Here is a 25,240-nt window from a genome sequence, read left to right as displayed (position 1 = left end):
ACAAATGTACATTCACATAACACCAATACAGCAAATCATCCTCACATGTCAATGTACATTTACTTTTTGCAAAAAAAAATACCCGAAAAAGATAACTCTCTTTCGGGTACTCAGGAGGAGGAAAGAAAAAAAACTACATGCTACGACAAAGTCTTGCAAAGCCACCGGGAATGGTTCCGGAGGACCAGAAGGCACGACCATGCTTATAATCCACATACCAGTAGCCACCTGGCCTGCGCTGGGCATCGACAAAGATAAAAGGCTGCTCCTTGGAAAAACAGAGCTCCAGGTGAATATCCTTACTGTTTACCTCTTTATTCATGATAGACATGGCCTCTTCCATGGTTGGCATCCGCCAGTCATGGAATCCTGCATAACCATCTTTATTTAACTGCTCTATTTTGCGTTTCATACTTCGCACAGCGGTTATATCAAGCCCACCTCGCTGCCACATCAATCCGGTTCGCTGGTCAACGACCACTCTCCTGTCGCCTGGATCCACGAGAAAATTTTCGAAGTTTCCTTCTGCATTCAGATCACCGTCGTAGAAATTCCATTTCTTCATCAAAGGAGCAAGCTCATCATCATTGATAAAACTGTGTTCCGTCGGCAACGCAACTTTTTCTCCCGCAAAACCTGACTCAGAAAGAAGCGGCAAAGCCCCTCCCATATCCTCAACCTCGGGTTTATCATAAAGAGGAATAACAGCAGAGGTATCTTCTGACTCAAGAACATTGGCGATCAGCCACTCTTTGATCTCACCATTAATGGCATAACTTTTCTCAAAAAGAGACGACGTTCCATGATTTTCAACACATTTTTTAAGCATCTGCTCAGGAGCCCTGATCTCAGCTGCAACTCTTGCGTGTTTTACTCCACGCTCCATAAGGCAGAGTTTCGGCTCATCATCCCAATTATCAATAAAGAAATAGTAGACCCGATCGGTACCACTTATCCTGCTGCGCATCTGCTCACGCCCACCCCAGGACTCAAATGTTCCAAAAGTCATGTCCGGTGTCATTTCCCAATCGATTTCCGGGGTAACGCTATCGCCGATCTGTAATTTCTGAAACATGCCCATAGAAAACTCCTTTGCTGTGAGTTGAATGATCTGCTTTTGACTTTTCTCTGCCCATAAAAAAATTCTACTTTTTCTTTCACTGGTGTATTGTCAGACAATAGAAAGAGATTTGTGTTCCAGCTAACAATAGAATTAATTATAATTACCATTATTAAAATGATCAAGCAAAAAACAGGTCCCCACACAAAACAGGGTTTTCCACTACCCGGTGGAGCAACACCAATAGACGATGGGGTCAATTTTACTCTCTTCTCCAGGCATGCCACATCAGTAACTCTTGTCATTCAGAACTCAGGAAAAGAAGGCAGCAGGCTCGAACTGCAGCTTGATCCCGAATTAAACCGTACTGGAGACATGTGGCATATTTTTCTGGTCACCGAAGAACGTGATTTTTCCTTCGGGTATCGGCTTGATGGAAAAACAGATATCCAGGGACAGGGCCTGGTCTACAACCGGAAACAGATCCTGCTCGACCCGCTCTGTCAAAATATTATTTCGCGTTCCTGGGGAAAAAAATTCTCCGGAACAGCCACTCCTCTCTGCAAACTGACAACGCACGATTTTGACTGGCAGGATGACAGACCCCTCAAGACCCCCATGGTAGACTCCGTCATATACGAGTTACATGTTCGCGGCTTCACAAGGGACCCTAGTGCAGACGTCAAGCACCCAGGAACATATCTTGGTATAATAGAAAAAATTCCCTACCTGAAGGAACTGGGAGTCACAGCCGTGGAACTGATGCCTGTCACGGAGTGGGATGAAAACGACAATGTTTTTTATAACCCGGAAACAGGCGAGAAATTAAAAAATTACTGGGGCTACAACCCTATTTCTTTTTTCGCCCTCAAATCGGGATTTGCCTCCGACCCTGCAGATCATATCAACGAATTCAAAACCATGGTCCGCAGCCTGCATCAGGCTGGAATAGAGGTCATTCTCGACATGGTTTACAACCACACGGGTGAAGGCGGATATGAGGGTAGTACCAGCAGCTTCCGTGGTATCGACAACTCCATTTATTACCTCCTGGATCAGCACAGCCACGACTATCTCAATTTTTCAGGCTGCGGCAACACCTTCAACTGTAATCACCCCGTGGTCCGGTCATTTATTAAAGATTCACTGCGCTACTGGGTTGTGGAAATGCACGTGGACGGATTCCGTTTTGACCTTGCTTCAATTCTTGGACGTGACAGCAAGGGACATGTCCTCGCCAATCCCCCCATGATTGAGATGATTGCCGAAGACCCCATTCTTCGTGACACCAAAATTATTGCTGAAGCCTGGGATGCCGCAGGCCTCTATCAAGTCGGAAGTTTTTCACAGGATAGTCGCTGGGCTGAGTGGAATGGAAAATTCCGGGACGATGTCCGGGCATTTATGGCAGGCCATGATAATACAGTAGCCAACCTGGCAACGCGCATAAGCGGCAGCTCAGATCTCTATCAGACAAGTGCCCGCACTCCATGCAACTCGGTCAACTTTATCACCAGTCACGACGGTTTTACCCTTTATGACCTGGTTAGTTTTGAACAGAAGCAAAATGCCGGCAACGGTGAGGAAAACCGTGATGGCGACAACCATAACATCAGCTGGAACAGTGGTGTTGAAGGGATAAGCAACGAGGACCATATCCTGGCCCTACGTTTCAGACGTGTCCGTAGTTTGGCTTTGATCCTCATTCTCTCCCAGGGCGTTCCCATGATTACGGCAGGAGACGAATTTGGGCGAAGTCAGGGTGGCAATAACAATGCCTGGTGTCAGGACAACAAAACCAGCTGGATCGACTGGAAACTCGCAGAGAGCAACAAAGGCTTGCTGCGTTTTTTCAGAAAATGTCTCCATCTTCGAAAAACACATCGCCTTTTTCGGCGCCGCAACTTTTTCAGCCATGGCCCGGGACAGGAGATTTCATGGCAGTCTCTCAAACCAGGGCGTGAAGACTGGTCTTCAGACTGTCATACCCTGGCATTCTTTCTTCAAGCGAGAAAAAAAGATTCCGATTTTTTTATCATGCTCAATGGCCATCGAACGGAACGAGCTGAATTCACTATTCCACCGGTATCAGGAAAAAAACGATTCTGGAAACAGATCGTCGACACGGCCCGCATCAGCCCTTTCGATTTCCGAGAACCAGGCCATGCTATTACACGCAGAGGCGGCGACACGATCCGGGTAAAAGCTATGGCAGCAGTTGTTCTTCAATCTGTGACATGATCCCCCTACCCGCAAAAGCGTTGACTGAGCGAAGCAACAGTTCTCAATATAATCAACTTCTTCAGGTTGGCAGTAGTTTTTCATTGTGGTATGGTTGTCAGACTAATGAGTAATACTTATTATCTTCAGCACACTGTGAAAAACGCATAATTCAAATCAGTAATGAATCCCGTTAGGGAATTTTTTTATAATGACTCAAAGTAACTTTCTCTTTCTTGGCGATTCGCTCATAGCAGACTTTGACTGGCAGACGAGGATGCACCATTTTAACATCCTCAACTATGGACTGCCCGGCGAAACCGCTCAGGGACTGCGACACAGGATTCCATCAATTATCAGGGAAATCGAACCCCCGGAGTTAGTTCTGGTTATGATTGGGACAAACAATCTTATCATCGAAGACTACAGTTTTCTGGAGCATCTACGCCAGATAACGATTCTTCTGACGTCCGCCTTCCCAACGGCAGAAGTTATCACCAACAGCCTTCTCCCCTGCCAGCTCCCCTGGGTCACCCTGGATACTCTGCAACGAATTAACGGATCAATTGATGCCATGACCCAGTTAACCGGTTCCTGTTATCTTGATATGTTTTCGAAATTTAAAGCAAACTCTGATTTTTTTCGAGATGATGGCATCCATTTAACACCAAAGGCATACGACCTTTGGTCAAAATCCATACTTGAATTTGTTGCATTTTTAATTGAAGACTAGAATAGAACCCAAAAGACAAAGGTGCATAAAGTACCATTTATTTTTTCACCACAAACAAAGGAAAAAGACATGAAGAAAACACTCTTAAAAGGACTCATTGCCTGCCTTTTCATCAGCCTTGCCACATTTGCCAGTGCTTCTCAAAATCTTACTGGAAAAGTACTGGAAACGATGAATTCCAATGGTTACACCTATATGAAAGTGGATATCGGCGCTGAGCAGCCATGGGTTGCAATCCCTGAAGCACAGGTGGCAGTTGGCCAGGAGGTCACCTACCAACCCGGTATGGTCATGAATAACTTTGCCTCCAAAACTCTGAACCGTACATTTGACGCCATCGTCTTTTCAGCCGGCCTTGTTGGTGCTGCATCTCCCCACGGTAGTGGTGGAATGGGCAGCACAATGCAGAATCCCCACGGAAAAGCAACCCCTCAGGGTGGTGAAGATTCCTTTGCCAGTGCAGTTCAGGCAGAGGGTGGTATGCCAGCAGCAACCCAGGCTCAGGCCGCTGGATCTGCTGGAAGCCTTGGCGCCATAGCTCCCTTTAGTGAAATCAAAGTCGAAAAAGCTACTGGCGAGAATGCATACAGTGTGATTGAAGTTTTTGAAAAAACTGAAGCCCTTGATGGTAAAACGATCCGCATCCAGGGAAAAGTTGTGAAGTTCAGCCCCATGATTATGGGACGCAACTGGGTTCACCTTCAGGATGGCTCCGGCGATCCTGCAAGCAACACCCACGACCTTGTTATAACAACGTCAGAGCAAGTAGCAGTTGACGATGTCATTACAGTTGAAGGTGTCCTTGCTGCCAACAAAGATTTTGGTGCTGGATACAAGTACGTAGCAATTGTTGAAGAAGCAAAGACTGTAAAATAACACAATCATCTGCTACGAGAAGGAGAGAAGAGGTGAAGATTGGTATCATTGGCCCGGGTGCCCTGGGTTGCCTCTTCGCCTCCAAACTCTTTCTCGCCAAGGACACGCGGGACAGAATCCTGCTTATTGACCACAGGGATGCCAGGGCCGACAGTCTCAACAGTAAGGGCATCACCTTTGAATCTGCCACCACTGGTCAACAACAGCTTGCCATTCCTGTATCCAGTAAACCCGCAGATGTTGGCCCCCTTGATGTACTTTTTTCCTGTGTCAAATCATACCAGCTGGATAGAAGTATCACCTTTGCTGCCCCGCTCCTTTCGCCGACCACTTTGCTTATATTTCTCCAAAATGGCATCAATCACCTCAAATATGGCAACAGGCTTCCACGGGGTATTCCAGTTCTTGCCACAAGTTCAGAAGGAGCTACTCGTATAGCTTCAGGGCATATCAGACATGCTGGAAGCGGACAGACGTTCCTGGGCTTTCTCTCCCCTCAGGAACAAACAACCTGTAACAAACTATCAGCGATACAATCTCTCCTCAAGAAGGGAGGGATCTCCTGTACGGTTTCGAAGGATATCAGATCCAGAATATGGGCCAAGCTTTTTATTAACGTAGGCATCAATGCCTTGACCGCTATTCATAATATACCCAACGGCAGACTGCTCACATCCGATCCAGTACTGCAACAACTCAAAGGACTGGTGGGAGAGGCCGAGCAAGTGGCCATCGCTTCTGGAATCAGCATCCAGGAAGATCCTGTTGCGGCGACCCTCACAGTGTGCAAACACACAGCTGAAAATGTCTCCTCCATGCTCCAGGATGTTCGTAACCACCGCCCCACTGAAATTGATGCCATAAATGGTGCAATCAGCCAACTGGGCAGAAATTACAACATCGCGACCCCATTGAATGATTCAATAGCCTCTCAGATAAGAGACATAGAAGGTACATACAATGAACATCAACAGCTATGAAATAGGATTCGATCTGGATGGCGTAATTGCAGATACTGGCGAAGCCTTTATCCGTCTCGCCTGTGAAGAATATAACTACTGCTCTTTTCGCCTGGAAGATATTACCAGTTTCCAGGTTGAAGAATGTCTCAGCATTCCAACCGACAGGGTCGAAAAAATTTTTCATGCCATCCTCAAAGACTCACTCGGCACCGGACTCAAACCAAATCCTGGAGCAGTAGAGGTTATCACCACCATGGCAGAGCAGTCTCCCGTAACCATCATCACAGCAAGACCACTTGAACAACCTGTTGCCGATTGGCTTGACCACTTCTTCCCCGCTGAGACATGCAAAAAGATTAAGCTTGTGGCAATGGGTGATCATGACGACAAGGCACGTTATATAAAGGAGCACGACCTTAATTATTTCATCGATGATCGGGTTGAAACATGCCTTCAATTGGCCGAGACAGATATCATTCCCATTGTGTACAAACAGCCATGGAACCATGACAAACACCACCTTCAAAGCGTCAGTAACTGGCAGGAAATCAGCGAATTATTGCATAAACGGGATATGTCATAGCATGCACTGCCCCTACTGTCAGAAAAAACTCCAGCTGTATCGCAATCCGGTTCCCACAGTTGACATCATTATAGAAGTTGATAGAACCATAGTACTGATCAAACGCAAGAATCCACCCCATGGATGGGCTTTACCGGGAGGCTTTGTTGATTATGGAGAATCCTATGAGGCAGCTGCTATCAGGGAGGCGAAGGAAGAGACAGGGCTCGCAGTACAGAATTTACAGCAATTCAGGACCTATTCCGATCCGGACCGTGATCCGCGTCAGCACACGGCCTCAACAGTCTTCATCGCCCAGGCCGAAAAACCACCTATAGCTGGAGATGATGCTGCAGAAGCGAAACTCTTTACGGAAAGTGATTTACCGGAACTAGTATTTGATCACGGCAAAATCATAGCCGATTATTTTGCTACAAAAAAACAGCTATCAGCAGGGTAAGTAATAGGAGAATCTGATTACCACTAATCCTCAGCCTACCCGCCTGAGGAGGAGTTGTTTCGTATTGATTATATGGGCATCTGCGGCCTGGACGGCCGCAGCAGAGCCCCCAGGGATGAGTTTATGGCGTCCCATATAATCGACACGAAACAACTCCGGGTTGCAAAGCTGAGTTTCGATGGTAATCAGGTAAGAAAATACGTAGTGCCGGGTCGCTTTCCCCTACCCAAAAATCCATTTCAACAGGAAGAACACCCCCAGCCCTGCACCTGCAGAGCTATACAGCATAAGTCAGGGTATACAGTCACTCCCATATTTTTTTGCTATAATCGCAAAGGTGGCAACAGCGGCCACCCCTGCAATAATAAAAAAAATCAGATCGCTCATACTTCTGTTTTACCCTTTGATCCGAACACCACTTTTCTTACGAAGACGAATCGACTTAGGCGTGACCTCAACCAGCTCATCATCGTTAATATAGGCAATACAATCTTCAAGAGTCATGTCCACAGGAGGTGTCAAAACCACTGACTCATCAGATCCCGAGGCGCGCATATTAGTGAGCTTCTTTCCCTTTGCAGGATTCACAACCAGATCAGAACTCCGACAATGTTCACCTATAATCTGTCCTTGATACATTGGAAACCCAGCTCCAACAAAGAGTTTTCCACGGTCCTGAAGGTTAAACAGGGCATAGGCAACAGAAGTGCAGGGCTCCTTGACAACCAGAACACCGCTAACTCGATTCGTAATGTCTCCGGCCCAGGGCCCATACTCTGCGAAGACATAACTCATCATCCCCATTCCCTTGGTATCGGTCATAAACTGTGAACGATACCCAAGCAGGCCACGGGTTGGGATCTTAAACTTCAACCGAGCCATACCATTGCTAGTGGTCATCTCTTCCATTTGACCTTTCAGTTTGCCAAGTTTCTCAATAACCGGCCCTTGATACTGTTCATCCACATCAACGGTGAGCTCTTCGTATGGTTCAAGAGTCTTACCATCTTTTTCAATCAAAATCACTCGAGGACGGGTCACCTGCAGTTCGTAATCTTCGCGTCTCATCTTCTCGATAAGAATGGAAAGATGCAATTCACCACGCCCGGAAACCCTGAAGCCCACGGCATCGGTAAGTGCTTCATACTGCAGGGCCACATCGGCAAGTGTCTCACGCTTCAAACGTTCCTCAATATGACGGGAAGTGACAAACTTTCCTTCTTTCCCGGCAAAAGGCGAATCATTAGGAATAAAGTTCATCGAAATGGTGGGTGGATCAATATCAATTAATGGTAATGGGCGTGGATCATCCGGGTCAGTGAAGGTAACACCGACGGTCACATCATCCATTCCGGCAACAGCTACTATCTCACCGGTAGTGGCTGTTTCCGTGGAGATCTTTTCATCAGAGGAAAAACGATAGATCTTGGAAATCCGCACTGGCTTAATCGAACCGTCGCGACGGGCAACCACAACAGGTTGATTGATGGAAAGGGTTCCATTCACCACCTTGCCGATTCCAAGACGCCCAAGATACGGTGAATAGTCGATGGTTCCTACCTGCATCTGCAATGGAGCATCGGGTGATCCTGAGGGCGCCGGAGTATGGTCAACAATCATCTGGGAAATAATATCCATGTTTCCACCATTCTCCACGGGATCAGTATGGTCTTTTATGGCATACCCCTCCTTGGCAGAGGCGTAAACAACCGGAAAATCAAGAACATCATCGGGGGCATTCAGTTTAACAAAAAGGTCAAAGACCTGATCCACAACCCATTCGCACCGGGCAGCAGGCTTATCAATTTTGTTAATAACAACAATTACCGGCAAATGATTTTCCAAAGCCTTTTTGAGAACAAAATAGGTCTGAGGCATGGGACCTTCCTGAGCATCTACGAGAAGTAGTGCACCATCGGCCATGCGCAGCACGCGCTCCACCTGCCCTCCGAAGTCGGCATGCCCGGGCGTATCAATTATATTAATCCAGTAATCCTGGTACTCGTAGGATCCATTTTTAGCAGTGATGGTAATTCCACGTTCCCGCTCCAGATCACCTGAATCCATCAACCGTTCGGTGACCTTCTCATTATCCCTGAACATACCGGAATGCTTAAATAACTCATCAACAAGAGTTGTTTTGCCATGGTCAACATGAGCGATAATTGCAACGTTTCGAATCTTATCCTGTTCCATCTAGTGCCTCTTAAAATGAAAAAAGCACCCAGCCATATGCGGATGCTTTAAATGTTCCTAAATTCGGAGAACTCAGCAGATTAACAAAACATCAAGATATTAGCAAGGATATTAAATCAGAACAAATCGAGGATTTTTTTTCGCCCTTCAGCAGAACGCCTCAGCACAGAAACAGCTTCGTCAACATAATCATAGACCTTTGGCTTCTTCCCTTCAGCAGGGCGCATAATCCGGCCCAACACCTGAAGAAGACGCCCCTCAAAAGTGATGGGAGTGGTAAGAAACAGATTACTCAATCCCGGACAATCAAAACCTTCACCGATCAGTTGCAGAGTAGCCACCAGGACCTGCACCTTCCCGGACTGCACTGATTCCACTATGGACGCACGCTGATCGGAGGATGTCTGTCCCGTAAGCAGTACCACATCAACCCCCAACGAGCTGAGCTCCTTTTCAAAGACCTGGCAATGACTAACTCGATCAGAAACCAGCAGCTGAATCCCGTTATCGTGCTGTCTGCTCTCACGGAGAACATCAGCAATAATCTGCTGGTTGCGTGCCTCATCTTTAACGAGCGCCGCAATTAAAGGCTGATACTCTCCCTGATAATGATACTGAAAAGCTGTCTGGCAGCGGATCAACTCAGGTTTTACGATAGCCCCTGTCGCCTGAAGCTCTCCCTGATCAACTTTATGAAACCGGTCTCCCATATAAAAATTAATCAGCTTCGTTAAGCCTTCATCACTACGAAATGCTGTGGCTGAAAGCCCAAGAAGATAATGGCCGGGGAAATTACTCACAACATCTGTAAAGAGAGCCGCAGGGACACGGTGACACTCGTCAACCACCAGATGGCCGAAGTGTGGCGCCAGCTCCCCAACCCTTTTTCTGGCAGTATTGACAATGGCCACCGTTATGGGACGCACATCAAAATGCCCATCTCCAATCAATCCCGGCGCATAATCCAAGAAATCCTTAACACGCTCCTGCCACTGGTACAGTAACTCCTTGGTGTGAACAACAATCAGAGTTGGCTGTCTGCGAGCAGCCATAATAGCAAGGGCCATAACCGTTTTTCCACTGCCCGTCCCAGCTTCGAGAACCCCAAAGGACCGCCGTTCAGCGGCAACTATTGCAGCCTGTTGATAGGGCCGTAAAACCCCCTTAAAAAAAAAGTTTTCTTCAGGCAGCAACAGGCGTTTATCGTGAATCTCCGGCGTTTCCTGCATAAATTCACGGCACAACAGTACGGCCTGGTTGGCAAATCCCCGAGGGAAGCGCAACCCATTTTGCACAGGCTCATAATACTTCAATGTGGGCTCAAGCTTTTTCCCAATCCAGCGACCATATTTTTTCGCTGCTATATACTTGGGATTATCTATGCTCAGTTGTTCCTTAACAGCCTTTTCCAGGGAAAATGAGATATTTTCCAAAAGACAGTCGGCAGCAACGGTGAGAGATGGCATGGCTACACTTTTCAATTGATTATCTGGGAGGTCTGTGGCATTGCTACTCAGGAACAGTCAGCACGAAGGTTACTCTTTATATCTTTAAAAAAAGAAATTTCCCGCATGCCCAATACTCTGGTTCATATCGGAATACAAACACCATTGACCCGACTTGGGCTCAAGAAATCCCCTCTGCAGTGGATCATCCTAGGCTGCATTATTCCTGACCTTCCCTGGATTGTCCAGCGCATTCTCACTCCGTTCACAGATCCTCTGGCCCTGCGTCTCTACTCAGTCACCCAGGCGAGTCTTGCCTACTGCCTGCTACTTGCCCTGGCTCTTTCCATGTTGACCCGTAACAGTAGACAGGTTTTCCTGATCCTGGCCGGGAACAGTCTGTTACATCTGCTCATTGATGCGACTCAAAACAAATGGGGGAATGGAGCGAACCTACTGGTCCCATTCTCCTGGTATAGCACCAACTTTGACCTCTTCTGGCCCGAGCACTTTTCCAATTATATTTTCAGTGGCGCAGGCCTCCTGGTCCTTCTTTTTCTCTGGCCCAAGGCTATCAACGATGACCTGCTGCTCGAAAAGCCGGGCATAACAAAAGCACTGCTGGCCGTAACATTGATTTTACTATATTTCGCCAGTCCGATACTGCTGACAACCTCTGCCTACAACGCAGATGTCCATTACAGCAACACCCTGAACAACAAACAGACCCGAACGGGAAAATATGTGGAAATTGATCGAGCCAGAGTTAATCCCGACACCCGATTCCTGGAATGCTATATCGACAAAGAACTCAGGGTCACAAACCTGCCAGTGATACATTCCGGAACTATTTCGATTCGTGGCCGTTTCACAGACCCAAAAACCCTCGAATTACAGGAGTATCATATCCACAACTTTCCACGAAGCTTTGCATCCTACGTGGGCCTTCTGCTCTCACTTCTTCTCTGGTTACAGTCACTTATCCGCAAAAACACAGCAACCATTCACACAGGATCTTCCAATGAACAATAAAATTTTCTTCACCGCCATTCTTTTTATTCTCCTGACTGGCACGCTCTCTTCTGCAGCCTCCAGACAAGCCCCCATCACCATGCACGTCCCGGTCAGTGTCGTTTCAGAGGCAGTAGCCAAAAGTCTGCCAGTACCTGTCGACATAAACTCCACAGCCCTTGTTGGATCGGTATTTATACAGAAAATTGAGAACCTGCAGTTCCGGAAAGATACACTTTCCAGCCGCATAAGCATCGTCGGTCATGATCTGCACATTGTCACATCCATTGGAGGACATGATCTTCGCATGAAAATAGGTGCGCTCGACATGCGCTTTCAATGCGACGCAACCATTCGCTATCACGCTCCGAGCCAGACGCTTTTCCTCAAACCCGTCATAACCGATCTCCAAGCTTCAAGTCAGAACAAAACCGATGTTGCGTCCGCCATTGTTCTCCTTTTTAACAACCGGGAATTCCCGATTCAAATCGACAGACTCAAACCTATTGTTACAAATACCGGAAGCAAATTCCTTTCCATTTCCATGAATATCGAAGAAATGCGACTACAACCTGACAACTTGTTACTGCGTATCATACCGTCCATAAAGACGAGCAAGAAGGCAAAAATAGCTACGACCAGACAAAAGTGATACGCTCGTAAAAAGTCCCCCGTTCCGTCCTTCCCGCATAGGCGGGAGTGACGGGATAGCACAAATTATTACCTGATTACCACTAATCCTCAGCCTACCCGTCTGAGGAGGAGTTTTTTCGTGTTGATTATATGGGCATCTGCGGCCTGGATGGCCGCAGCAGAGCCCCCAGGGATGGGTTTATGGCGTCCCATATAACCGACACGAAACAACTCCGGGTTGCAAAGCTGAGTTTCGATGGTAATCAGGAATTATTATTTTCTACGATGCCATCAAAATCACTCTTTTAACAATTCAGCCAGCCCCTCACTGTCATAAAAGGCTTTCTCGAAAAACAGGCCAGCGCTCGGTGCAGTATGATGAGATGGTAAAGCATTGGAATGGTCTTCGAGCATGTTTTGAACATCTTCCTCCGTTAAGCGGTGACAGCCCACCTCAACCATAATCCCAACCATCCTTCGAACCATATGCCAGAGAAAATGAGACCCGACAACCCGGATCTTAAGAATTTCCTTCTCTTTAAAAACCTCAACGTTATGAATCAAGACCCTGGTTGATTTTTTCAGCTCCTTTTTTTCGGCAAAAGCGGCAAAATCATGCATGCCTGTCATCAACGACCCGGCATGCTGCATCGCAGGCAGATCCAAATCCGCCTGTACCCACCAGTCATAACGTTTTCCAAAAGCCGATTTCTCTGTTCGAATCTGATAGACATAACTTCTTGCTATACAGTTATGACGTGCATGAAAACGAGCCCCTGCTGCTTCAACTGACCTTACGGCTATGTCTTTTGGCAGTGTCTCATTAAGCTTTCTTGCAACTTCATGTGGCCCCATATCAGCTGCCACCTCAAGGTGGGCTACATATTCGAGAGCATGGACCCCAGAATCGGTACGACCACAGCCCTGAAGATCCATCGGGACCTCCCCAAAAACACGTGCCGCACCCTTCAGTACATCCCCCTGCACAGTCCGGACATTCACCTGTTTCTGCCAGCCACTGAAATTGGTTCCATCATACTCAAGTATTAGCCTATAGCGGCGTAGTTTACTTTTACCACTCATGATTATTTTTCATTCTCCGTTAAAGACAAGAATAGAACCTTCCGAAATCAATCAAGTACCAGATTTTTTCATTCTGCGCCCTGGCTTTACTTGAATTTCAATACAAAATGACTCAAGCTGCTGTTCTTTGGCTCGATCAATGTAGGTATTCATCTCAGCAAGGTGAATATCCTGCAATCCTTTAACAGTATTGCCAAATTTGCAGTCAAAATCCCAATAATCGACGCCCACCGGCAGCGCTTTTTTACGCTCTCGCTTAACGTATTTCTTGATGTCGTGCTTTACACCTTCCACCAGTCTATCGACTTTAATTTTCGGGTGGGTCAATTTGTAAATTTTTCTCATCTTTATCCTTTTAAAAATATGAAAAAATCTTTCCAATAACGAAGTGTGGAAAAAGGGCATTTTCCGACATGCCTCCAACGCAAAAAAAAAGGGTTCCAGCCAAGAAGACTGAAACCCTTATTGAAATTGGTACGCCAGACAGGGTTCGAACCTGTGACCTACGGCTTAGAAGGCCGTTGCTCTATCCAGCTGAGCTACTGGCGCATGTAATAAGTGCTATAAAATATAGCCGACAAAAAATCAATACCATTCTTTACTACCCCCCGGACCAGATCATTCCTCATCGACCTTTTTCCATACAGGCCCGGTGGCTGTATCAATAATCTGGATTCCCTGGCGAATGAGTTCATCACGAGCCTCATCAGCAGCTTTCCAGTCTTTCCCCTGTCGCGCCTCCTCTCGTCGCTTAATAATAGCATTCACGGAAGGGGCAAGCGGACAACCTTTGAGACGGAAAATTTGCAGGATTCCGTTTATCTTTCCCAAACTTTCGAGAATGTATTTTTTTTGATCACCATCCAGATGATTCACATGAAGAATCGGATTGGTGCGCTTGATAAACTTATAAATTGCCCCCATCCCCTTTGAAACATTCAGATCATCATCCATGGCGGCAAAAAACTGTTCCTCCATTGCAGAAACATAGGCAGCAACTTCGGGGTGAGGTTTTCCAGGAGGCAGACAAAGCAATTTACAGGTAAACTCATCAATCCGGCGTAGAGCAGTTCGGACGTTGATCAGCCGTCGGAAAGAAAAATTAATCGGCTTCCGATAATGGACTGAGAGCAGCATGAAACGGACATCCCGTGGCGTAAAACCACGCAGAACGGCATCATTCAGGGTCACTACATTTCCAGCTTCCACTGACATTTTTTTTCCGTCAACCAGCAACAGTTCCGAATGCAGCCAGTACCTGGCCAGTTGCTTTCCCGTCAGCGCTTCAGCAATGGCTATTTCATTTTCATGATGAGGGAAAATCAGATCACGGCTGGAGGTATGTATATCCATGGTTTCGCCAAGATATTTGGTCGACATTGCCGAACACTCAATATGCCATCCTGGTCGTACATTTCCCCAATCAGTCTCATAAAATATCCCCTTTTTCAACTCTGCCAGGGTTGAACGTTTCAGCAGTGTAAAATCACGGGGATTATCCTTTTCATAATTATCAAGATCGACTGTTTTTCCCAGCTGAATCTTGCCAAGATCAATGCCTGACAGGCGGCCATATTTCTTAAATTTGGAAATATCGAAATAAATAGAGCCATGCTTTTCATAGGCAAACCCTTTATGGAGCAACTCATGGCTGATTTCTATCATGTCTGCAACATGCTCGGAAGCCCTGGGGTAATGAGTAGCCCGCTTAATACTGAGCGAATCGATATCCGCCATAAATCCATCAATATACTTACTGGTGAATTCCCCAAGTGACTTACCGGCCTTATTCGCACCCTGTATTGTATTATCATCGAGATCGGTAAAGTTCATACAGGAATTCACTTCATAACCCTTGTGTTCCAGATAGCGGGTAATAAGATCTGAAACAACAAAACGCCTGCAAAGGGAAAGATTGGCAGGTTCGTAAGCGGTCGGTCCACAGGTATAGAAACTGACGTATTTTTCCTTCTGTGGACGAAATTCTTCCTTCTTTTTGGTGAGTGTATTAAAAAAACAAAGATCAGTTTTTTTCTCAGTAACCTTATTCTTTCGTGTAAACAGGGGTGTTGAAAGATAGCGCTCACCACCATCCGGAATAATTGTTACGATAAACCCGTCATCCAGTTCTCCCGCTAATTGAAGCGCGCAGAACATTGCGGCACCACTACTCATACCAACCAGCAAGCCCTCTTCCCTTGCAAGGAGTCTTGCCATACGAAAAGCATCTTCATCCTCAATGTTCACAATCCTTGTCGGGAGAGATTTGTCAAATATTCCAGGACGATAAGACTCTTTCATGTTTTTAAGGCCCTGAATTTTATGCCCAAGGAATGGCTCTACGGCAACAACCTCTACTTCGGGATGATGTTCAGCAAACCACTTACAGAGCCCCATAACAGTGCCCGATGTACCAAGTGTTGCTACTACATGGGTAACCCTTCCATCTGTCTGTTGCCAGATTTCTGGTGCAGTGTGGTCATAATGAGCCCGCCAGTTAGCTTCGTTATTGAATTGATCTGTAAGATAGTAGCGATCAGGGTGCTCACGAGCCATCGCATAGGCTTTTTCTATGGCTCCGTCCGTACTCCTTTTTGCAGGAGTAAGAAGAATCTCAGCCCCATAGGCCTGCATAATCTGCCTTCGCTCCAGGGATGCGGATTCTGGCATGACCAGCTGACAACGATATCCTTTTGCTGCACAAACCATGGCAAGCCCAATACCGGTATTACCACTGGTTGCCTCAAGGACTATCTTATCAGCACTCAACTCTCCACTGGCCTCACCAGCCTCAATCAGGGACAGAGAGATTCTTTCTTTCACAGAGCCGCCAGGATTACTGGATTCGAGTTTTGCATAGACCGGAACATCAGAAGAATTCAAACGATTCACCCTAATGAGCGGAGTATTTCCAATGGCGTCTAAAACGTTATCGTAAATCATCACATTGACAGAAGTAATTTATTTTCAGTAAGAAGCACAAACAGACAGGTATGTATTCTATTGCGAATCGGCGCTTCAGGCAAGCAGGAAGAAAGGAGAACTACAGATCATTTTTTATACAGGCCTGTGAAAGATACCAGAAACGCACCAGAGCATCTCGGGAATCCTTATCGGCTATTGTCCCTGCTTGCTGTTCAAAAGCTTCAATATCCCGGGAAGATGGTTGAATATAGCGAAGAACGGCCTCACTCTTTTTCTTTTCAGAATTCTTCTCCGCCAGGCAAAACCGCAGGCCCTTCAACTTGGACAAACGGAGCGAATTATTCAAAATATCTAATAACGGAACGGTCTGATACTGGAGTTGCTGTAACCAGGCAGAGTTTTCCACCTCGACCCATAACACGGACTTTATAATTTTCAATGGCTGACAATGCTCAGCCACATCACTTTCAACAAGATCATCCCACCGCAAAAAGATGGAATGAAGATCAAGCTGTTCTTCCCAGCCCCGTTGGATGGTAACTTGAGGTAGCAATTCTTCCAAGCATTGCAGATGCTTACTCTTTTTTTCCACGACCCTTTATCTCGACCACATCAAACTAAAAATTGGGTATTTCTACCTATTTACATTTTCCATAACAGGGATATAATATATATCATGAATCAAATGCTACCTGAAAGGGTGAAATGTCAAGTCAGACTCGTCACAATTGACTGGACAATGAATCTCTTAAAGAGATTATACAGTAAAGGTCCACAGGACAGCAAGTATCTATAATAAACGGCATCCGAATAGTGTAAATTAAGTATTTTGACTATTTACCTTTACCGCCCGGGATCGTATTATTGAGAAAACAGATGTCTTTGTTTTTAGGAGCATCGGAAAACTCAGATAACAAAAACTGCCGTCCGCAGCTGGCATTCGGCCAGTCGCTTGATCTTCTGATCAACAGTGCAGTATCTGGGAAATGGTGTTCTAGCCGGGCAAATAAAGAACACAAACCTGAGACGGAGCGACATAACTCTTTCTTTCAGGCTTTGGTCATATTGTCCGACAGCAAAAAAAAGCCTTGGTCGGCGGAAGGAAACAGCAGTATCTTATTGGTAACATGTATTTTTGTATTGCTTTTAAGGTGTATTGCTATTAGATTGTGAGTAGTTATCATAATCGAACGTATGACAATGTCAGGAGAAATTATGAAGAAAATAATGATATCAGCTCTCTTAGGGGTTTTTGTTGCGTCGGCATCCTTTGCTGACTGGGTCGAAGATTTTTCGGTCAACAATCAGACCCAAGGTATTGAGGTCGCCGTTGCAGAGGCACTTAAGGCTGGAATGGATCCAACGAGCATTGTCGATGAAGGACTGAAAATTGCCAATGTCAACCCTCAACATATCCTGAAAGCTCTTTATTGTGAGGGCGTTGACGGAGATGACGTGAAGGCTGCTTCTGACAGTGCTGGAATTTCGGACATCATTCTTGTGGCGGCTTTTGAGAAAAGCCTCGTAGAATGTGGTGACGCTGTGGCAGACAGCCAGGCATATACGCCTGTTGCAAGAGCAACTTTTGCTGGAATGCCAAGATCTCAGAATCGCAGCACGCAAAGGTTTGTAAGCCAGTCCACTTTTTAAGAAATATCCTCCAGCTCTGTTCGACCTTACGAACAGAGCTGGTTTTGCTTTAACAGTACACACAGCAGCACACACCAGCTTTAGACACTATTCTTTCCTTACTTCTTCGACCAAGAAAATATGATGAAAAATAAATACCTTCTCCCCTCGGCGTGCTTCTTTATCTTTTCCTCACTTCTCATCAACAGTGTTGAATCAAAGGAATTAACAATAGACAAAATGACTGTCGTCGCCCAAACCGATGCGGTTGCTCCAGCCCAGGACACCCCCATGGGACAGGGACCATCGGGAACGTCCGAATCTCTTCTGCCGGAAGACAACCTCCAGACGGATGATGACGATCTTTTCGGAACTAAGGGTGGTGGTTATATACATCCCTTCTTCAGTGTCGCCGGTGAATACACCGACAACCTTTTCAATGTCTATACAGATGAAAAGAGTAACTTCCTGACGACATTGTCTCCAGGTATCTGGCTCGCATTTCCCAGGACAAAGGAGGTGCCGCTTGCCATTGCTCCAAACAACTCGACCCCGGGCGGACTTCAGATGGCCCTACCCGATTACCCCGGATTTGAGCGATATAATGCCTATATCCTCGGTGCACTGGACTTTAAATATTATTCTGAAGATTCAGAATTAAACGATTACGACGCCAACGTTGAAGGTTTCTTCAAACTTAACCTGAGAAGCGGCCTTTCTTTTGAGCTTGTTGACCATTACACCCGTAGCCAGGATCGCTTTGATATTGGTAACTTCCTCGGTGAAATAAGCTTAAGACGTTATAATTCAAATATAGCTTTGTTTAATGTTATCTGGGACATTACAGAAAAAATCGGCCTGAAGGTCGACTATTCGAACTTCTTTCTCGACTACAAGGAAGTTGATGATGCTTTCCTCAACAGAACTGATAATGCCTTTTCACTTTACGGTATTTTCACATTCAGTCCGAAAACCGCACTTTTTCTGGAGTACAGGTACATAGACGTAAGTTACGACACCGAAACTGACAAAGACAATGATCAGGACTCCATATACGGCGGTATAAGCTGGATTGCCTCCACCAAAACTTCGATAGACTTCAAAGCAGGTTATCAGACACGTGAGTATAAAGACAAAGCAGTAAACGATATCAGCGAAAACTCCTATAACTCAAACAATGACGGACTTATTTTTGAGCTGGACGTTCAGTACAAGGTCACCCAGAAAACAAGCCTTTCCCTTGGCATGCATCATCAGATAGAGGAAACTGACAGTACGGAGGCACTGGATAAAAGAATTCTTGGCGGGACGTTCCGTTACAATCAGGAATTCGCTGAAGATTTTATAGGAATGCTGGATTTCACATATGAAAACGCTGACTATAATCAAATAACTGGCCCTAAACGTGATGATGATCGCTTTATCCTCCGCCCTGCCCTGCAGTATATTTTTAATGACTGGCTAATGGCTGAACTTGCCTACACATGGGAACAAAGGAATTCAACCGATGAAATTTACGAGTATGACACAAACACTGTTTCCTTTAGTTTGAATTCTGCGCTATAATGGGTAAAGTTTTTTTCATCCTTTGAAAAAAACTCCTGTTATATTACATATTGTGTTTCAGTCTCTTCTTGAAGCGTAGTGACTTTGAATAACAGGATACATATTTTTTCATGCCAAAGAAGTTACTCTTCTGAGGCACAAATAAAGAAAATCCTGTTATGTGTAATGTGAAATTTCCTTTTCAAACTTATTTGTTCTTTGCTACGTTCTGCCTGACAATCCTGCTTTGTTTCTCCACAAACAGCCTTGCCGATAATTACATCGTTGGTTCCGGCGATGTCTTGAAAATTGATGTTTATGATCACCCGGATTTACAGAAAACAGTCCGGGTCTCAAACGACGGTTCAATTGTTATCCCCTTTATCGGCCTGGTTCATGTTGGCGGCATGTCCTTAACAGAAGTTACTCAGAAGCTCACGACACTCCTGGCTGATGGCTACATCGTAAACCCTCAGGTAAATATTTTCATAGAAGAATTTCGCTCAAAAAAAGCCGTAATTCTCGGACAGGTATACAAGCCTGGAATAGCAGAATTACGTGGCGCAACCACCTTTCTTGAGATCGTTTCCCAAGCCGGTGGCCTGAAGGAGGGTGCTGGTGATACTGCAACCATTAAAAGAACCAAGGATGGAAAAAAGGAAGTACTCGTTGTAAACATCAATTCCATGGTCGAGGGAGGAGATCTCAGCCAAAACATCCTCATTCAGGATGGAGACACCATTTACATATCCAAGGGCGGTATGTGCTATGTAACAGGTGAAGTCAAGAATCCCGATGCCTACACCTGTGATAATGAAAGTACAGTCCTTAAACTAATCGCACGTGCAGGCGGTTTCACCGGCAAAGCATCCAAATCCGGGATCGATATTGTACGAATTGTCAATGGGGAGAAAACTATCCTCAAGAATGTCGATCATGGCACCTCTGTCCTTGCCAACGATGTCGTTGTTGTCCCTGAAAGTTTTTTTTAAATCCTGTCAGAATACCTATCCATGCTATGAACATTATCCCCCCGACACAGCAACCTGCTTTCCAGGATACACAGGAACAGGAAATCCACCTTCGTGATTACATCAGCGTAATCCTCAAACGCAAGACAACGGTTCTTACGTTTCTGGCTATCACTTTCCTTACTGTTTTCATAGCTACTTATACTGCCACCCCCATCTATACTGCCTCGTCCCAGGTTCTTATCGAACGAAACACCTCATCGAGTGCCATTGAGGGCGGTAATTCCTATTACCGCTGGGATCCTGACTTCCTGACTACTCAATTTGAGTTAATTCGCAGCACAGACGTTACTCAAAGGGTTGTCAAGCAACTGCAACTGGACACCAAATACAGACATTATTTTTTCAGCGAAGAAAAGGAAGGATTGTTCAGCTTCCTCTCATCATTCAAGACCGGAATCAAGGATTTCATCAAAGGCTTTTTCTCCTCAGCCCCTGAGGGATCTGAAACGAACACAGAAGGATCCGGATTACTTATTGCCAATGAGCCAAAAACGGATGCAGAAATCATTGCTGCGAAAATCATGGGTGGGCTTTCCATCAAGCCTGTGGCCAACACCAAAACCGTCATAATCAGCTACAGTGACAAAAATCCGGCAATAGCAAAACTGGTCACGAACGCCATGATTCAGGCATATATGGATCAAATCCTGGAAATAAAACTTGCATCGAGTAACTACTCTCTGCAGTGGATGACAAGCAAGGCAGCTGAAGAACGTAAAAAACTCGAAGGAGCAGAACTTGCCCTGCAGCAATACATGAGAGATAACGACCTGGTAACCGTCGAGAACAAGCTCGCAGTCTACCCGGAAAAACTCTCTGAGTTCAGTTCCAAGCTTTCCAAGGCACAGACAGAACAGCAAGAATTTGAAGCGCTCTATGCACAAATCAAAGCTTTGGGGGAAAACTACGATAATATAGAGACAATCCCCATTTTTGCTGAAAACAAGGTATTGCAGAATCTTCGTGATCAAATCTTTGCCACAGAGCAAAAGATCAAAGATCTCTCTAAAAAATATGGCTACAAGCATCCGGTAATGATCAACGCCAAAGCTGAACAGGCCCTGTTGTTAAGAGAAAAGAAAATCGAAGTGGATAGAATTATAGACTCAACCCGCAACAGCTATGAGCTTGCCAAATCTCGGGAAGAAAATCTCAAGCAGCTGCTCGCCAAGACCAAAAACGAGATGCTCAACATAAACGAGAGGTTCACTCAATACACCATTATGAAAAGGGATGTTGATATGAACCGGGTACTCTACGATGCCCTCACCTCCAGCATTAAGAAAGCCAGTGTCACCGAACAGTCTCAGGAAATTAAGATATGGGTTGTAAAAAAAGCGGAATTCCCCTCCTCACCATCAAAACCGCAAAAAAAGCGTAACCTCCTGCTGGGCCTCATTCTTGGCCTTTTTGGTGGCATTGGCCTGGCATTCTTTATCGAATACCTGGACAACACCGTAAAGGACGGGAAAGATGTTGAGCAGCGTTTCGATTTAACGGTGCTGGGAACAGTTGAAGAGCTCCAAGGCAAAGACGAGGCAATAGAATCGCATATTCTTGAGCACCCGCTGTCGCCACTTTCGGAGAATTATCGTCTGATCCGTTCCAGCCTGCTCCTGTCGTCCCCGGATCATCCTCCACGCTCTCTTTTAATTACCAGTATGTCACCAAAAGAGGGTAAAACATCCACAACATGCAACCTCGCCAGGGTTCTTTCTCAGAACAACAAGAAAGTACTGATTATTGACTGTGACATGCGCAGACCACGCACCCACTCTCTTTTCAATGTTCCAAATTCCTTTGGATTAAGCAACTACCTCACCGGCGACACCAAAAAGAATCCTATCAGACCAATCCCGGATGAGAAACTCTCTATTATTACATCAGGCCCCATACCTCCGAACCCGGCTGAATTACTACAATCACGAAGAATGCAGCTGCTCATGGATGAAACAATGAAGTTTTATGACTTCGTGCTCCTCGATTCTCCCCCTATTCAACGTGTGACAGACAGCCTCACCCTCAGTGCCATCGTAGATGGAGTACTGCTGATTGCCAGATCGGGAAAGACCACCTACGATATGCTGGATTCCGGATTAAAGAAGCTGCGAGACATCCACACCCCTATCCTTGGTATTGTGATCAATGGAATCATCAGAAGTAAAAAAGATTCCGGGTACTATGGATATTACGAATACTACGATAAGGAATAAAGCTTTTCCATAACAAAAACAGTTTATCTTCTAGCTTTTTCTAGTAGGCGATGACTGGCAACCACACCCCGTTTTAATCATTTTATCTGATTGCACGCATGGCATAAATTCATTATCATTGCTTGCAAAGTCATACTAACCATTTACTCATTGTAGACATCCATGCAAATATCAGAAATAAAAATAGCCGTCATCGGCCTGGGATATGTCGGCCTTCCTCTGGCTGTGGAACTTGGAAAGAATTACCCAACTCTTGGTTTCGACATCAAAGAAGCACGAGTACAGGAACTTTTAGAGGGTAGGGATTCCACCAGAGAAGTTACTCCCGAGGATTTAGCAAACAACCCACAGCTCCAGTTTTCCAGTCAGGAAGAAGATCTCAAAGCATACAACTTTTATATCATTGCTGTTCCAACCCCAATTGACAGGCATAAACAGCCGAACCTGCGCCCCCTTCAAGGAGCCAGTTCACTTGTTGGAAGATTTTTATCCGAGGGCGACATCGTTGTCTATGAATCCACCGTATATCCAGGAGCAACTGAAGAAATTTGTGTTCCCATTCTTGAACAGGAATCGAATCTCACCTTTAATAAAAACTTCTCAGTAGGATACAGTCCTGAACGTATCAATCCTGGGGATAAACTACACTGCCTCACAACAATTACAAAGGTCACCGCAGGATCTAATCCTGAGGCTGCAGAAATAATTGATACCCTGTACGCAAGTATAGTAAAAGCCGGCACCTATAAGGCCAGCTCCATCAAGGTTGCTGAAGCAGCTAAAGTCATTGAAAATACACAGCGTGATGTAAATATTGCCCTTGTCAACGAGTTGTCGCTTATTTTTCACCGCATGGGAATCGACACCAATGAGGTCCTCGATGCTGCAGCTACCAAATGGAATTTCCTCCCCTTTCGTCCCGGTCTGGTTGGTGGTCACTGCATAGGAGTCGATCCCTATTACCTTACCCACAAAGCACAGGAAACGGGGTACAACCCGGAGATGATCCTCGCCGGACGCCGCATTAACGACAATATGGGGGCATATGTGGTATCCCGGGTGGTTAAACTTATGCTGCAAAAGAAAGTTCATGTGAAGGATTCGAAGATTCTTATCCTTGGACTGACCTTCAAAGAAAACTGCCCGGATATCCGCAACACCAAAGTAGTCGACGTGATCAATGAATTCACATCTTATGGTGTCAGCCTTGACGTATATGACCCATGGGTTGACAAAGACGAGGCGCGACAGGAGTACAACATCAACCTGATTGACTCCCCGACTGTAGCACATTATGACGCGATTGTTCTTTGCGTTGCCCATGGCGAATTTAAATTAAAAGGGATTGAATGGATCAAATCCTTAGGCAAAGAAGAAAGCATTATCTATGATGTAAAGAACATCCTTCCAAGCAACGCTGTGGACGGAAGATTATAAGCTAAAATAGGTTACGAGGCGGAAGGCACAGAAAGGCGGAAGGGCTTTCGTAATGCTATTTTTTTCCTTCAGTAAAATATCCTTCAGCCTATGCAGCTTTTCATAATACCCAAAGAAGCTGGAAATTATTCCCTTACTTGTTCCATAAAGAGTTTAGAAATAAAGTACTCATACAATGACACATTACGAGACACTTCAAAACCATCTGACAGACAAGCAGTACACCTGGCTCATCACCGGTGTTGCCGGTTTTATCGGCTCCAACCTCCTTGAAACCCTTCTTAAGCTAAACCAGAAAGTTGTGGGTTTGGATAACTTTTCGACGGGATTTCAACATAATTTCGATGAGGTTCAATCACTGGTAAGCGAGAAGCAGTGGCAGCAATTCACCTTTATTGAAGGAGATATCCGGAGTATAGATGATTGCACACATGCCTGTAGCAATGTCGACTACGTTCTCCATCAAGCAGCCCTTGGTTCCGTACCACGATCCATTGAAGACCCGATCACAACGAATGAAAACAACATCAGTGGATTTTTGAATATGCTGGTGGCTGCAAAGGATGCAAACGTTCAACGTTTTGTTTACGCGGCATCAAGTTCCACCTATGGTGATCACCCGGATCTGCCCAAGGAAGAGGATAAAATTGGCAAACCTCTTTCTCCCTACGCTGTGACAAAGCTCGTTAACGAACTGTATAGCGATGTTTTTGCAAAAACCTATGGTTTCAAAACAATCGGTCTCAGATATTTTAATATTTTCGGACAACGCCAGGACCCCAATGGCGCCTATGCGGCGGTTATTCCAAAATGGTTTGCTGGACTCATAAAAAATGAAACCGTTTTTATCAATGGCGATGGCGAAACAAGCCGGGATTTCTGTTTTATTGAAAACGCTGTAGAAGCAAACCTCCTGGCAGCAACGGCGAAGAATGAAGAGGCATCAAATCAGGTGTATAATGTTGCCTTTGGCGAAAGGACAACCCTCAATGAACTTTTTCAATTGATAAAAGAGAGGGTTGTAGCAACTCATGAATCGGCCATGAACGCTGCACCGGAATACCGCGATTTTAGAGCTGGAGATGTACGCCATTCACTTGCAGACATCTCAAAAGCTAAGAGACTGATTGGCTATAAACCTTCTTTTTCGGTACAGGCTGGTCTGGATAAAGCAGCCCAATGGTATTTGCAGAATCTGGGATAACCCGAATTCATT

The 25,240-nt window shown here is 45.5% G+C and carries 21 protein-coding genes and 1 tRNA gene; 14 read left to right on the top strand and 8 right to left on the bottom strand.

Annotation, left to right across the window (positions count from 1 at the left end):
* Positions 1-133: 133 nt before the first annotated feature.
* A complete protein-coding gene (locus UWK_RS09120; RefSeq protein WP_228130004.1) occupies positions 134-1,075 on the bottom strand; it encodes an Lcl C-terminal domain-containing protein in 942 nt (313 codons plus the stop codon).
* Positions 1,076-1,192: 117 nt separating this feature from the next.
* Here UWK_RS09120 and glgX point away from each other — a divergent pair, with 117 nt between their 5' ends.
* From glgX to UWK_RS09090, 6 genes are all read left to right on the top strand, one after another.
* On the top strand, positions 1,193-3,301 hold the full coding sequence (gene glgX / locus UWK_RS09115) for a glycogen debranching protein GlgX (RefSeq protein WP_228130003.1): 2,109 nt from the start codon (positions 1,193-1,195) through the stop codon (positions 3,299-3,301).
* Positions 3,302-3,491: 190 nt separating this feature from the next.
* A complete protein-coding gene (locus tag UWK_RS09110) occupies positions 3,492-4,013 on the top strand; it encodes a GDSL-type esterase/lipase family protein (protein ID WP_015404080.1) in 522 nt (173 codons plus the stop codon).
* 69 nt (positions 4,014-4,082) lie between these two features.
* Positions 4,083-4,889 carry a hypothetical protein gene (locus UWK_RS09105; RefSeq protein WP_015404079.1) on the top strand — a complete coding sequence of 269 codons (807 nt, stop codon included), beginning with the start codon at positions 4,083-4,085 and terminating at the stop codon, positions 4,887-4,889.
* Between the two features lie 32 nt (positions 4,890-4,921).
* Positions 4,922-5,869 carry a ketopantoate reductase family protein gene (locus tag UWK_RS09100; RefSeq protein WP_015404078.1) on the top strand — a complete coding sequence of 316 codons (948 nt, stop codon included), beginning with the start codon at positions 4,922-4,924 and terminating at the stop codon, positions 5,867-5,869.
* Complete coding sequence (locus UWK_RS09095; protein ID WP_015404077.1) at positions 5,850-6,434, top strand: 5' nucleotidase, NT5C type; 585 nt, start codon at positions 5,850-5,852, stop codon at positions 6,432-6,434. The genes UWK_RS09100 and UWK_RS09095 overlap by 20 nt, the downstream gene beginning before the upstream one ends.
* Position 6,435: 1 nt before the next feature.
* Complete coding sequence (locus tag UWK_RS09090) at positions 6,436-6,873, top strand: NUDIX domain-containing protein (protein ID WP_015404076.1); 438 nt, start codon at positions 6,436-6,438, stop codon at positions 6,871-6,873.
* 396 nt (positions 6,874-7,269) lie between these two features.
* Here UWK_RS09090 and typA read toward each other — a convergent pair whose 3' ends face one another.
* Together typA and UWK_RS09080 are read right to left on the bottom strand one after the other, a co-directional pair.
* The gene (gene typA / locus UWK_RS09085) at positions 7,270-9,069 is read right to left on the bottom strand and encodes a translational GTPase TypA (protein WP_015404074.1); all 1,800 of its coding nucleotides are present in this window, start codon (positions 9,067-9,069) and stop codon (positions 7,270-7,272) included.
* Between the two features lie 116 nt (positions 9,070-9,185).
* Positions 9,186-10,550, bottom strand: a complete 1,365-nt coding sequence (locus UWK_RS09080; protein WP_228130002.1) for a DEAD/DEAH box helicase — start codon at positions 10,548-10,550, stop codon at positions 9,186-9,188.
* 90 nt (positions 10,551-10,640) lie between these two features.
* Between UWK_RS09080 and UWK_RS09075 the strand changes: the two genes are divergently transcribed.
* Positions 10,641-11,546, top strand: coding sequence for a hypothetical protein (locus tag UWK_RS09075; RefSeq protein WP_015404072.1), 906 nt, complete (start codon positions 10,641-10,643; stop codon positions 11,544-11,546).
* Positions 11,536-12,177, top strand: coding sequence for a hypothetical protein (locus UWK_RS09070; protein ID WP_015404071.1), 642 nt, complete (start codon positions 11,536-11,538; stop codon positions 12,175-12,177). The genes UWK_RS09075 and UWK_RS09070 overlap by 11 nt, the downstream gene beginning before the upstream one ends.
* Before the next feature lie 278 nt (positions 12,178-12,455).
* Here UWK_RS09070 and truA read toward each other — a convergent pair whose 3' ends face one another.
* The 5 genes from truA to UWK_RS09045 all read right to left on the bottom strand — a co-directional run bounded on the left by truA (position 12,456) and on the right by UWK_RS09045 (position 16,758).
* Entirely contained in the window at positions 12,456-13,241 is a 786-nt protein-coding gene (gene truA / locus UWK_RS09065; protein WP_015404070.1) for a tRNA pseudouridine(38-40) synthase TruA, read from the bottom strand.
* 51 nt (positions 13,242-13,292) lie between these two features.
* Positions 13,293-13,586, bottom strand: a complete 294-nt coding sequence (locus UWK_RS09060; protein ID WP_015404069.1) for a DUF6172 family protein — start codon at positions 13,584-13,586, stop codon at positions 13,293-13,295.
* A 127-nt stretch (positions 13,587-13,713) separates the two neighbouring features.
* Positions 13,714-13,790: transfer RNA gene (locus UWK_RS09055), tRNA-Arg, on the bottom strand.
* Positions 13,791-13,859: 69 nt separating this feature from the next.
* A complete protein-coding gene (gene cysS / locus UWK_RS09050) occupies positions 13,860-16,184 on the bottom strand; it encodes a cysteine--tRNA ligase (RefSeq protein WP_015404068.1) in 2,325 nt (774 codons plus the stop codon).
* A gap of 100 nt (positions 16,185-16,284) precedes the next feature.
* Positions 16,285-16,758: a DUF721 domain-containing protein gene (locus UWK_RS09045; RefSeq protein WP_015404067.1), complete on the bottom strand. Its 474-nt coding sequence runs from the start codon at positions 16,756-16,758 to the stop codon at positions 16,285-16,287.
* Between the two features lie 623 nt (positions 16,759-17,381).
* Here UWK_RS09045 and UWK_RS09040 point away from each other — a divergent pair.
* From UWK_RS09040 to UWK_RS09015, 6 genes are all read left to right on the top strand, one after another.
* On the top strand, positions 17,382-17,816 hold the full coding sequence (locus UWK_RS09040; protein ID WP_015404066.1) for a hypothetical protein: 435 nt from the start codon (positions 17,382-17,384) through the stop codon (positions 17,814-17,816).
* Positions 17,817-17,936: 120 nt separating this feature from the next.
* Positions 17,937-19,361 carry an outer membrane beta-barrel protein gene (locus tag UWK_RS09035; RefSeq protein WP_015404065.1) on the top strand — a complete coding sequence of 475 codons (1,425 nt, stop codon included), beginning with the start codon at positions 17,937-17,939 and terminating at the stop codon, positions 19,359-19,361.
* 158 nt (positions 19,362-19,519) lie between these two features.
* Positions 19,520-20,332: a polysaccharide biosynthesis/export family protein gene (locus UWK_RS09030; RefSeq protein WP_015404064.1), complete on the top strand. Its 813-nt coding sequence runs from the start codon at positions 19,520-19,522 to the stop codon at positions 20,330-20,332.
* Positions 20,333-20,358: 26 nt separating this feature from the next.
* Positions 20,359-22,587 (top strand): GumC family protein, encoded by a 2,229-nt coding sequence (locus UWK_RS09025; RefSeq protein WP_015404063.1) that lies wholly within the window; start codon positions 20,359-20,361, stop codon positions 22,585-22,587.
* 162 nt (positions 22,588-22,749) lie between these two features.
* The gene (gene tviB, locus UWK_RS09020; protein WP_015404062.1) at positions 22,750-24,024 is read left to right on the top strand and encodes a Vi polysaccharide biosynthesis UDP-N-acetylglucosamine C-6 dehydrogenase TviB; all 1,275 of its coding nucleotides are present in this window, start codon (positions 22,750-22,752) and stop codon (positions 24,022-24,024) included.
* Positions 24,025-24,199: 175 nt separating this feature from the next.
* A complete protein-coding gene (locus UWK_RS09015) occupies positions 24,200-25,228 on the top strand; it encodes an NAD-dependent epimerase/dehydratase family protein (protein ID WP_015404061.1) in 1,029 nt (342 codons plus the stop codon).
* Positions 25,229-25,240: the final 12 nt, after the last annotated feature.

The sequence above is a fragment of the Desulfocapsa sulfexigens DSM 10523 genome (assembly GCF_000341395.1).
In the GTDB taxonomy this organism is placed as follows: Bacteria; Desulfobacterota; Desulfobulbia; order Desulfobulbales; family Desulfocapsaceae; genus Desulfocapsa; species Desulfocapsa sulfexigens.
Note: the sequence above shows the minus strand (reverse complement) of the source record. Positions and strands in the feature narration are given on the sequence as shown.